The following is an 11,093-nucleotide window of genomic DNA, read 5'->3' on the forward strand; positions in this document are numbered from 1 at the left end:
CAAAAAGCCTTTTGACCCAAACATCATAGAATGATATAATCAGTATCAAAAAGGAAAAGGGGGAAACCATCCTATGATCCATATCTGCATCTGCGACGACAGCGACGCCATGCGGGACGAGCTCTGTGGTCTGATCCAGGAGCTCTGCCAAAAGCACAGCATCGCCGCCTCCGTATCCTGCTGCTCCTCCGGCGAGGAGCTGCTCTTCGATCCAGACGATAAAAACCGGACCACTGACATCTTTTTTCTGGACATCCTGATGAAAAAGCTCAACGGCATTGAAACTGCCGCCAAACTCCGCGCCATAAATCCCACCGCCCAGATCATCTTTCTCACGGTCAGCAAGGAGCATGTTTTCGAGGCCCTGGACGTGATGCCCCTCCACTACCTGTTAAAGCAGGACATGCGGACGGAGAAGATCGAAAAGGTCTTTTTAAAGGCCGTTTCCCTGGCTGAAAAGGGGCGGAAGGAAAAATTTACATATAAATTTGGAAAGACCATTGGCTCTGTCCTCCTAACGGACATTATTTTTTTCGAGGTAAAGAACCGGATCATCGAGATCCATGTGAAGGCCGGGCCGCCCATTGAATTTTATGGAAATATCTCTGACCTGGAGCAGCAGCTCCCGCCGGAATCCTTTCACCGGGTCCACCGCTCCTATATCGTAAACTTTGAAAATGTGGATTATCTCAGTGGAAAAGAATTTGTCTGCATCGACCGGACTGTGATCCCCATCGGCCAGAAGTACGCCGATTCCCGGGAGCATTACCAGAATTACCTGCTCAACGGCCTTTCCATGGTCTGAGCAGAGAGGAGGAGCTGTGGCAAACCGCATCTACCATGCCTTCTGGCTGCTGTTTTTGTATATCTCCTGGCTGTTCCTGCTTTCCATCCAAAAGGAACGGCCCACGGATTCCTACCATACGTTTCTGGAGCTCACAAGCTCTGGAAGCATCGTCCATTTTGACCATCGGGAGGCCCGGAAGGGCGTCCTGTCGTTTTCCTGCGCCCTTCCCGGCGATCGGGTGGAACGGCCCTTCCTGGCAGTCAGCGGCCAGAAGCCGTCCCGAGTCCTGGCGGACGGCCGGGAGATCCCGGTCCCGCAGGACTGTGAGGTTCTTGAGATCAGTCCCGATACCTGGTTTCTGATCCCCCTGGACCCGTCCGGCGCGCTCTCCCTGTCCCGCCTGGAGGTCCAGTTTGAGCCTGCTTTTTTAGAGGGCGCCCCGGCTCCTGCTGCCGAATATGAGATCCACAAGACCCCACGGATCTGCTTTGGCTCCCGGAACGCCCTGTTCAATAACCTGGCCATGTCCGGCCCCCTCCATCTCATCACCTCCGGAGTCTTATTTTTTGTTGCCCTGGTGATCCTTCTGGCGGGCTCCGTATTCCGTTATGTATACAAAATACAGACTTGCGTTTCCGCCATCGGCTTCTGCTTTTTAGGCTTTGCCGTCTGGATCCTCTGTGAATCCTCCCTGGCCAGCTCCGTGCTCAGCGGCTACGCCATCGACACCGTCAAATGTGTTGCCATCTTCATCATCCCGGTGCTTTTATACCGGTACATCTCCCTGGAATTTCCCAAAACCTATCCGGGGATCTTTACCTTTCTCTGTCTGTTCCACTTTGCGGTCCTGATCCTCTCTGTGGCGGTGATCATGGCCGGCTACGTCCCCTTTTACCGGCTGGAGCAGTCCCTCTGGTTCCTGTTCATCTGCACCCTTATGGTCTGCATCTGCTATCTCAGCGCTGAGGTATCGGAAAACAGGAAGATGCACACGGTCTACATCGGGATCGTCATCAGCTTTTTTACCTTTTTCATCTATCTGCTGTTTTACAATTTCCAGCCCGTAGTCGCCATCCGCAGCCTGGTCACCGGAGCTGTTCTGCTGATCCTTTATAACCTGGTCCTGCTGGTGCCGGAGACCGCCCGGATCTACCGTCAGAGCCTGGAGCGGAAAAATCTGGAGCAGCAGCTCAATGAGCAGGTCCGCCACTATAAGGCCATCGAGGGGCGGGAAAGCCAGTACCGGAAGCTGCGTCATGATATGAAGAACCACTGGCAGATGGTCCAGACCCTCCTGGCCTCCGGGAAAACGGCCGAGGCCCTGGACTACACCTCCAGGATCCGGGACCAGCTGGAGCTCCATACCCGCTCCCGTCAGCTTGTCAGCACCGGCAATCCATTTCTGGACGCGGTCCTTACCTCCAAGCTGGACCAGGCAGCCGCCAGCGGGATCCAGGTGGACACCGAGATCATGGTGGTAAAAAACATGAAGATCGACATGGTGGACTGCGGCATCATTTTCGGCAATATCCTGGAAAATGCCATCGAAGCCTGTTTAAACCAGAGCGGGGACTCTGAAAAAAGGATCCTGGTAAAGCTCCTGTATAAAAAGGGGATGCTGGTCTGCGGCATCTGTAATTCCATGGATCCGGATGCCTCCATCCGCTCCGGCTTTGCCACCACCAAGCCGGATTCTGAGGGCCATGGCCTGGGGCTCCCCAACGTCCGGGAGGCTGTGGCGGGTTACGGCGGGACCTTAAACCTCAAGGCACAGGACGGCCGCTTTGAGGTTTCCTTTGTCCTGTTCGGCGTGGCCCCGTCCTCTTGTGCAGTCTGACGGATTTTTACTACATTTTTCCTGCCTTTTGCATCATTTATGCCCACTTCTGGCTTTTAAAATGCTAAACTTTTTCTGTAATCCATAAAATTTTCATAAACATGAAAAGGAGGGGGAAAGGATGTACAACCCAGAGGATCCCGTGGGAAAGGTCACGGAGACCATGGCAAAGCTGTTTGCGGTCATGGCCGATGAGGTGCTCCAGGAAATGGGACAGGAAAAGGGAGAAGCCGTCGTAAAGCGCGCGGTACGCCGCTTCGCCAACATGAGGGCCCAGAAGATCATCGAAAACATCAAAAAGGACGGAAAGGAAGTCACCTTCCACACGGTGGAGGAATATTCCGATTATCCGGCCAATGAGGCGTGGGACTGCGACTCTTTCGTGGAGGGGAATACACTGAGAGAGATCAACCGCGTCTGTCCGTTTTCCACGGCTTTTCGTGAGATCGGACTTGAAAACGCCGGAAAGCTCTACTGCGAGGAGATCGACATTGCCCTCAACGAGGCCTTTTTCGGAAAGATCGACTTTAAGCGCCCTGCGCTCTTCACCGACGGTCCCTGCGCTCCATGCGAAATGATCGTGACCTGTCTGGAAGACCAGACCAAATAATCAGGAGGATGTAAACATGAACGGAACGGAAGTGAATCCACGTTACTCAGAAAACGCCCTGAAAGAAAAGGCGTTTTTGCAGGAATTAAATAAAAAGCCGCCCCTTCAGAAATTCTTTGGCTACTGCAAGCTTTCTGGACCGGGCTTTATGAACGCTGCCTTTACCCTGGGCGCCGGCTCCTTTGCCAGCTCCGTGACCCTGGGCGCCGCCTACGGCTACGATATGCTCTGGATCCCGCTGTACTCCTTCGCCCTGGGCCTTTTTATGCTGGCCCTGGCCACCCGGTTCGTGACCGCATCGGAGATCTCTGTCATCAAGGCCCAGGATAAATTCCATGGAAAATTTTTCGGAAGCTTTGCCACCGGACTCGTGGCCTGCTTCGTCGCATCGATCGTTTATAACTTCGGCCAGTACGCCCTGGGCGCAGACGCTGTTACCGCCCTGTTCTCGGTGGTGAACATCAATGTTCCCAAGAACATCAGCTGGATCTTACTGGTTGCCATCTCCGTACCTCTTTCCTTAATGTACGGCTCCGGCGATAACCCCAAGGGCGTTAAGATCGTAGAAAACGCCATGAAGATCCTCATTGGCATCATGCTGGTGGTATTCGGCGCTGTTCTCTGTGTCACCGGCGTGGACTTTAAGGCCATGATCAAAGGACTTCTGATCCCGACACTGCCCAGCGGAATCGACGGCATCGTCATGCTCATCGCCTCCCTGACCGCCACCATCGGCGTCATGGACTGGGTACTGTTCAACAACGGTATGGAATCCCGCGGATATTCTGAAAACCATGAGACTCTGGGCCGCTTTGACGCCGTGTTCGGCGGACTGATCCCGGTGACTCTGGTGCTTTCCTTCGTTTCCATCGCCTTTGCCGAGGCTTTTGCCGGACAGGAAGGGATCCCCACCGACTCCACAGCGCTCTGCAATGCCCTGGTTTCCGTAATTCCGTCCATCTGGATCCAGCTGGGCTTCTACATCGGTATCATCGCCCTTGTGTGCTCTTCCATGATCGGCCTGAGTGTTACCTGCGCCACCTCCTTCTATCAGTCTACAAATGTAAAGAAGGACACCAAGGCCTGGTACCATCCGTTCATCGTCCTGGCTCCCCAGATCGGCTTCTTAGGCGCATTCTTTGGAAAGCCTGTGATGGTGGTCGTATTCATCGCCGCCATGCAGTCCTTATTTAACTGGATCTCCGGCAACTCCTGGTATCTCCTGGGCAATGATCCCAGATACCTGGGCAAAAAGGTCATCCAGTCCAGATTCTTCAACGCCGGCATCCTTGCCTGCATTTCGGTCCTGAACATTGTATTTATCACCTTTATCATGAGTAAGATGGGAGTGTGGCCAGCATAATGAACATTCAGAAATTTTTAGATTCCAAACACGGAAAGCTTCTGGGACGCGTATATTTCCTGATCCTTCTGTTCATCGGAAACGCGCTGATCCCCATTGGAGCAGTCATGAAATTTTTACATAATGGATCCGGCGTCCTCATGATCCTGGGGATCATCATCACTGTGGCCGCCATTGTGATCCTCTCCACGCCTTATGATCTGAGCAATTATAAGGAAGAGAAATAATCCGCATACAAATTCCTTCTATTTGTGCAAGAAGGGAGCCCGCACACCGGCTGGTGCGGGCTCCCTATTTTTTTATCTTCTGTTGGATCCTCTTCCGCTGTTTATCTCCTACGCCGCAGCCCGCTTCTTTTTATCTGCAAGCTGCCAGACCACAGAGGCTCCTACAATGGCGATCCCCGCCAGGTCTGTGACCGTGCCTGGAATGATCAGGCAGAGACCGCCGACCACGGCCAGGATCCTCTGGATGGGATTCATATTGGTCACCATATAGCCCTCCAGGCCTCCGGCCACGCCGGTCAGGCCCACCAGGGAGGTGACGATGATGATCACCACCTGGACCACGTCTGCGTCAATGAACAGCATCGCCGGGTTAAAGGCGAAGATATACGGCACGATGAAGGCCGCGATTGCAAGACGGGAAGCGTTTAAAGCCGTCTTCATGGGATTGGATTTGGCAATGGCAGAGCCTGCATAGGCTGCCAGGGCCACCGGAGGCGTAATATCCGCCACAATGCCGAAATAGAATACGAACATATTGGCCGCGATCTTGTTGATCCCCATGCCGTTTACCAGGATGGGGGCGCAGGTGGTGGCCATGATGATGTAGTTGGCAGTGGTGGGAACGCCCATACCCAGGACGATACACGTCAGCATCGTAAGGAACAGGGCGATGATCACACGGTCACCGGCCACACTGACGATGGCAGAGATCAGGATCTGTCCCAGACCGGTCATGGTAACCACACCGGCGATGATCCCGGCGATGCCGCAGGCCACGGCCACGGAAAGAGTATTCTTTCCGCCCGTTTCCAGAGCGTTCACAAACCGCGTGGGATTCATACGGGTACTTTTATTGGGGATGCTCACCAGGATCGCCAACAGCGTGGCGATCACGGCTGAACGGGACATGGTGTAGCCCATCATGACCATGGCCACCAGCGTCACCAGCGGGATCAGCAGGTATCCCTGACGGATGAACAGAGGAACGAATTTGGGCAGATCCTCTTTGGCGATGCCCTTTAAGCCCAGCCGTTTGGCTTCCAGGTGTACCGTAATAAAGATACCAGTGAAATATAAAAGCGCCGGGAAGATGGCCCGCATGGCGATCTCACTGTACTGGACGCCTACCATCTCCGCCATCAGGAAGGCGGCCGCGCCCATGATCGGCGGCATGATCTGTCCTCCAGTGGAGGCCGCTGCCTCAACAGCTCCGGCAAATTCGCCCTTGTAGCCCGTCTTTTTCATCAGCGGGATCGTCACGGAGCCGGTGGTAACTGTATTCCCCACAGAACTTCCGGATACCATTCCGCAGAGGGCCGAGGAGATGACGGCCACCTTGGCCGGACCTCCGGTGGAAGCGCCCGCCAGGGAGTTGGCCAACTGGATAAAGAACTCCGAGATCCCCGTGGCCTCCAGGAATGCGCCGAACAGGATAAACAGCGCGATATACGTGGAGCAGACGCCGATGGGAGTTCCGATGACGCCGCTGGTGGTATAAAACAGATTATAAACGATGGATTTTAATACCTGGGGGAAGGCTCTTCCGGCTCCCAGGCCGCTGTAGAAGGCATAGCCGATAAACACTGTCGCCACGCAGAGGATCGGAATGCCCACCACTCTCCGGCAGGTCTCCGCCAGCACCAGGATACCGATGATGCCCACAATGACCTCCAGCTGGCTGATCCGGGTGGCATGGCCGATGATGGTCTTAAAGTTGATGACAAAATAGAAATAGGCACCGGCTCCCAGGACCATCAGCACGATATCATAAATGGGAATATGATTTTTCTTCGTGCTGCCCTTTTTTGCCGGATACACCAGGAATGAGAGGATTATGACGATCCCCACAAACAGGGAGCGGCGCACCCGTTCATCCCAGTTGGCAAACAGGTTCATATACACCATTAGCAGGGCAAACGCCGCCAGCAGATAGCGGACGACCTTCTTGGGAACACCCTCCCAGATACGGGTATTGGATTCCCTGTCATATTTTTTCATGATGGCTTCCACGTCTTCCGCCGTTCCTGTGGAAGTATCCACGGCTGGAGCCGTGTTCACGTTCATTTTCTCTTTTTCTGACATCCCTTCCCCCTCCTTTCTACATTCTGGGCTCACAGGAGAACTCCACCTTGCTGTTTTTTCCGCAGAGCTCCCTTAAGCTGACCGCTTCTCCATGGATCGTAAGGACATGGTCGGAAACCGTCCCCACGATGTAAGAAAGCCATGGCATTTCCCGGTCAAAGCCAGAAACGATCATTTCTCCGTTTTCCCCATATTCCAGCTTCTGCCCCTCTTCGATCTCTGTCTGGACTCCGGCTCCGAAATTATTGTAGATGGTCCGCACCACATAGATCCTGTGGTCCCGGATCTCATATACGTCCGTCAGCGGGTACTGGTTGACGGAATGGATGAACGTGACGGAAAATTCGTCCCCCTCTGAAACAGGGAACCGCGCATACTCCTCCTTTGTATCCCCATCCCGTAAGACCAGCGTATCTTTTCCGGAAGCCCCCGCAAAAAAAAGGGCAGTGAGCGCAATGGCTGCAATAAACACAACCGTTATTGCAGCCATTGTAAATGTTCTTTTTTTCTTATCTTCCAGCAAAACTACTTGATCGCGCCGACTTCTTTAAAGTATTTCTCAGCGCCCGGATGGAACGGAACGGAGATACCGCTGACGGCGTATTCAAGGCTCAGTTCCTCGCCCTTGGCGTGAGCTGCTGCGATCTCGCTCTGGTTGTCGAACAGGGCCTTGGTAAGATTATAAACAGTTTCCTCAGAAAGCTTCGGGGAGCAGATCAGAGTCGCCTTGATGGCCACGGTCTGAACATCCTCATCCACGCCCTTATAGGAGCCGCCCGGGATCGGGTAAGTGGTATAGAACGGATGCGCCTCTGCGAGAGCCGCCGCGTGCTCGTCGTCGATCTCCAGAAGGTTGATGCTGTTGGTGGTCGCCAGCTCCACGATGGCTGTGGTGGGAGCGCCTGCGGTACAGAAGAACGCGTCGATCTTTCCATCCTTTAAGGCGTCGGAGGAATCGCCGAAGCCCAGATTGTTGACTTCGATATCGTCGAAGCTGATCCCGTAAGCCTCAAGGATCTGGCGGGCATTGAACTCAACGCCGGACCCTGCGTCACCCACAGAAACTCTCTTGCCCTTCAGATCCGCGATGGACTTGATATCGCCGGTGGAGACCACCTGGCAGACCTCTGCGTAAAGACCAGCGACTGTGGCAAATTCTGTTGCCGCGCCCTCTTCCGCGAACAGGTCAGTTCCGTTATAGGCGTAATCCATAACATCGTTCTGGACGATGGCCAGATCTGCCTCGCCGTCGTTGACCAGGTAGATGTTGGCCTTGGACGCACCGGTGGACTGGACGTTAATGTTTACGCCGATGTCTTTTGCGTTTAAAACATTGGCGATGACTCCGCCGAAGGCGTAATACGTACCGGTAGTTCCTCCGGTTCCCATGGTCATTTTCACTGCGTCGCCGCTGGGAGCCGCCGCCTGGGTGGTCTCGCCGGCTGCCTCTGTATTGCCGCCCGCGGCTGCCGTTGTTTCACCGCCGCCTCCTCCGGAGCAGGCAGTCAGTACCATCGCAAGGGTCAGTGTCAATGCTGTCACTGCTGAAAATTTCTTCTTCATATTGTAACCTCCTTTTTTCTTTTTTCCCCATTCCTAGCCCCTTGGGGATGTTGGCTCTATTATACAATAATCGAAGAAATATTTCAATGTCTAAACAATATATAAATTCGTTCTAAAATTTTTATATTTTAGCTTTGTCGCGTTGAAATGTCGAAATTATCTTTCCTTTCTGCTTTCTCCGTCCCTCATGGTCTCCAGGATCGTATCTGCAAAGGCCTGGATCCTGTCTCCGATGCCGTCCCGCTTCATGGCAGAGCCAGGACTGTTGCCCGTTTCCATGATGCAGAAGTTTCCCGGGAGATAAAAAGTCTTGTTCATGTTCAGGGCCGTGATGAGCTGGCCGGCAATGAGGTCGCTGCCGGAGTAGCCGGAAACGATGATGGCAAACAGGGCCTTATCATAAAATCTCGTGGTACGGAATAATGCGGTCAGGCGGTTTATGAAGGCCGTCAGATTGGCCGAAAGGGCATCATTATAGTTGGGGCATAAAAGCAGGATCCCATCGGCCCACTGGATCCCTGGATACACCGATTCCACAATAGGCCCGCCGTAAAAGCATTTTCCCCGCTCGCCAAAATGCAGGCACATCTGATAGGGACAGCCGGAGCAGTCCTCCAGGGTCCCGTTTCTTAAGCTGACCTCCCGGATCTCCACATGGTCTTCGATCTTCTCCTTTACCGCGTTCCAGACCTCCAGGGTATTGGAGGTCTTGTGGCTGGAGGCATGGAGCACCAGCAGATGGGGCTCTTTCCTAGGGTTCCATTGAAACTCCATAAGCTGCTCCGCCAGGATCCCGGCGATTTTTTTGTACGCCCCCAGGCGGTCCGTACCCATATTGGCGGCCTGGATGATATAGTTGTCCAGGGACGCCGTGCCCTCCACCAGAGGACGGCCCACCAGGGCCGCTCCCGCCTGGTTGGCCGCCACCGCCAGCTCCCTGGCGGCCGCCTTGGTGTAGAGCTCACTGTCTGCGTCGATGAGGAAGCCGGCCAGAGCCCCTTCAAGCACAGGTTTTCCACAGCGGAGCCATGCCAGGATCTCATAATATCCACGGTTTACCCCGTTTTTCCCCAGGGGCACTGCAAAGAGTATCCGGCAGCCCTGGAACCGCTCCGTACCATTTTCGTGGTCCCCGTTCTCCCACAGCTCCTCCATGGAATCCACCACCTGGGCAGAGATCCCCTCCAGAGCCGCCCGGAGGACCTGGTCCAGACGGCCCTCCTCCGCTCTTTTCTGTGGATAGATCACAAAAAGCTTCTTTTCCTTTTTCCCATTTTCCAATCCATCCGCCTCCTATACGATCTTTTTCAGATTTTCCGCCGCTGTCCGGATCCGGTCATGAAGGGCGTCCGGCAGGGGAAGGATCTCGGTTTCCAGCCCGTTCTCTGTAAACCGGTTCTTCACTCCCATGTAGATCCCTCCCAGGAACACCGAACCGCAGTGCCACTCTCCCCGGAGAGCCAGAAGGATGGACAGGGCTCCGGAGGAAAACGCCGGGGCCACAAAGGGCTTATAGCCGATCTCCCGCATTTTAAGATTGGCCGTCACCGTCAGCTCCGTCAGCTCTCTGGAAAGAGCATCATCATAATGCTCGATGGAATCGGCTACCACCAGATCCTGGCCATGTGGACCGAAGGAGCGGCCCTCTGTGAGGAATCTGGAAAACCGAGGATCTCTCTTGGCGTAATAGGCAGCCCTGGCGTTCATGACGCCCAGGCCGAAGCCCTGGATCTGCTCCGGTAAAAGTCCCATATAGTCCAGCTCCCCGGCTTCATTTTTATTGCTCTCCAAAAATGCGGTCTTTGCCAGAGGATCCACCGGATCAGAAACGGCGCAGAACAGCCCCTTAAACCGGCTTTCCCTGGCCATTTTCGCATAATTGGCCATGATCTTCGCATTATTTTCAAACTGGTACATGCGCACGTCCTTCACACCGGAGCCCACCGGCGGGATCCCCTTGGAGGCCACGAACACGAAAACATCACAGTCAAAAAGATTCTCTGGCTTCACCACCTCCACCTCCGGCAGGGCGTCATACTCCCAGGGATAGGCGATCTGGTTTTCCTCAAACTCCCACCGGGCCGTCACCTGGTCGGAGATATCGCAGATCCCGATCCGGGAGATCACGTCGCCGCCCAAGAGATGGAGGCCCGTAAGGAGCATGCTCCCCACATCCCCGATGGCCAGGATATGGACCCGCTTTTTCTCCGGTCCTGCCGGGAATGCCTCCCCGGACAGCAGCTCCAGGAAGCGGGGATGGGAGGCATTGACGGCACGGACCTTTCCGGCTGTGATCCGCTCCCGGATCCATTTCGGAAGCGCAGCCGCGCATTTTCCCTCCGTACAGCCGCCCTGTTTCCCGTAAAGCGCTTTGTTTTCTTCCAGCTTCCGGCTGTTGAGCCAGTCTACGCTCTCCTCCTTTTCCCATAAAAGTCCCTCATGATTCACCAGGAAGGAGGCGCGGCAGCTCCCCGGTTCTCTGAAAAACAGCCAGGAAAGCTCCTCTGCGGTCCTGGGCTCCGGGATCTCCTTCCAGTCCGCCTCCGGCGGGCACTGAAAATCCATGTGATCTGTAAAACACGTTTTTCCATTTATTTCATAATATTTCAACATTCGCGTTTTCC

At 54.5% G+C, this 11,093-nt stretch carries 10 protein-coding genes; 5 read left to right on the plus strand and 5 right to left on the minus strand.

Annotated features, from left to right (window positions below):
* The first annotated feature begins 73 nt into the window (after window positions 1-73).
* From ACI6NM_RS08355 to ACI6NM_RS08375, 5 genes are all read left to right on the plus strand, one after another.
* Window positions 74-805 (plus strand): LytR/AlgR family response regulator transcription factor, encoded by a 732-nt coding sequence (locus ACI6NM_RS08355; protein WP_022273125.1) that lies wholly within the window; start codon window positions 74-76, stop codon window positions 803-805.
* Window positions 806-821: 16 nt separating this feature from the next.
* Window positions 822-2,624 carry a GHKL domain-containing protein gene (locus ACI6NM_RS08360; protein WP_438500845.1) on the plus strand — a complete coding sequence of 601 codons (1,803 nt, stop codon included), beginning with the start codon at window positions 822-824 and terminating at the stop codon, window positions 2,622-2,624.
* A gap of 121 nt (window positions 2,625-2,745) precedes the next feature.
* Window positions 2,746-3,234, plus strand: a complete 489-nt coding sequence (locus tag ACI6NM_RS08365; RefSeq protein ID WP_022273127.1) for an L-2-amino-thiazoline-4-carboxylic acid hydrolase — start codon at window positions 2,746-2,748, stop codon at window positions 3,232-3,234.
* 16 nt (window positions 3,235-3,250) lie between these two features.
* The gene (locus tag ACI6NM_RS08370) at window positions 3,251-4,597 is read left to right on the plus strand and encodes a divalent metal cation transporter (protein ID WP_022273128.1); all 1,347 of its coding nucleotides are present in this window, start codon (window positions 3,251-3,253) and stop codon (window positions 4,595-4,597) included.
* Window positions 4,597-4,824 (plus strand): hypothetical protein, encoded by a 228-nt coding sequence (locus ACI6NM_RS08375; protein WP_022273129.1) that lies wholly within the window; start codon window positions 4,597-4,599, stop codon window positions 4,822-4,824. Before ACI6NM_RS08370 ends, ACI6NM_RS08375 begins: the two co-directional genes overlap by 1 nt.
* Before the next feature lie 108 nt (window positions 4,825-4,932).
* On the opposite strand, the gene ACI6NM_RS08380 is transcribed toward ACI6NM_RS08375, so the two are convergent.
* From ACI6NM_RS08380 to ACI6NM_RS08400, 5 genes are all read right to left on the minus strand, one after another.
* Entirely contained in the window at window positions 4,933-6,906 is a 1,974-nt protein-coding gene (locus ACI6NM_RS08380) for a TRAP transporter permease (RefSeq protein WP_262426691.1), read from the minus strand.
* A gap of 16 nt (window positions 6,907-6,922) precedes the next feature.
* Window positions 6,923-7,396, minus strand: coding sequence for a DUF1850 domain-containing protein (locus ACI6NM_RS08385; protein WP_262426690.1), 474 nt, complete (start codon window positions 7,394-7,396; stop codon window positions 6,923-6,925).
* A gap of 35 nt (window positions 7,397-7,431) precedes the next feature.
* A complete protein-coding gene (locus ACI6NM_RS08390; RefSeq protein WP_262426689.1) occupies window positions 7,432-8,469 on the minus strand; it encodes a TAXI family TRAP transporter solute-binding subunit in 1,038 nt (345 codons plus the stop codon).
* A 156-nt stretch (window positions 8,470-8,625) separates the two neighbouring features.
* Complete coding sequence (locus ACI6NM_RS08395) at window positions 8,626-9,750, minus strand: flavodoxin family protein (RefSeq protein ID WP_262426688.1); 1,125 nt, start codon at window positions 9,748-9,750, stop codon at window positions 8,626-8,628.
* Between the two features lie 12 nt (window positions 9,751-9,762).
* Window positions 9,763-11,082 (minus strand): Rossmann-fold NAD(P)-binding domain-containing protein, encoded by a 1,320-nt coding sequence (locus ACI6NM_RS08400; protein WP_330599847.1) that lies wholly within the window; start codon window positions 11,080-11,082, stop codon window positions 9,763-9,765.
* Window positions 11,083-11,093: the final 11 nt, after the last annotated feature.

The organism is Pilosibacter sp. YYHA0881, assembly GCF_051602715.1.
Classification (GTDB): Bacteria; Bacillota; Clostridia; order Lachnospirales; family Lachnospiraceae; genus Alitiscatomonas; species Alitiscatomonas aceti.

Coding starts and splice junctions, on each gene's coding strand:
- ACI6NM_RS08400 (WP_330599847.1), bottom strand. CDS start 11,082: ATGTTGAAATATTATGAAATAAATGGAAAAACGTGTTTTACAGATCAC.
- ACI6NM_RS08355 (WP_022273125.1), top strand. CDS start 74: ATGATCCATATCTGCATCTGCGACGACAGCGACGCCATGCGGGACGAG.
- ACI6NM_RS08385 (WP_262426690.1), bottom strand. CDS start 7,396: ATGGCTGCAATAACGGTTGTGTTTATTGCAGCCATTGCGCTCACTGCC.
- ACI6NM_RS08390 (WP_262426689.1), bottom strand. CDS start 8,469: ATGAAGAAGAAATTTTCAGCAGTGACAGCATTGACACTGACCCTTGCG.
- ACI6NM_RS08370 (WP_022273128.1), top strand. CDS start 3,251: ATGAACGGAACGGAAGTGAATCCACGTTACTCAGAAAACGCCCTGAAA.
- ACI6NM_RS08380 (WP_262426691.1), bottom strand. CDS start 6,906: ATGTCAGAAAAAGAGAAAATGAACGTGAACACGGCTCCAGCCGTGGAT.
- ACI6NM_RS08375 (WP_022273129.1), top strand. CDS start 4,597: ATGAACATTCAGAAATTTTTAGATTCCAAACACGGAAAGCTTCTGGGA.
- ACI6NM_RS08365 (WP_022273127.1), top strand. CDS start 2,746: ATGTACAACCCAGAGGATCCCGTGGGAAAGGTCACGGAGACCATGGCA.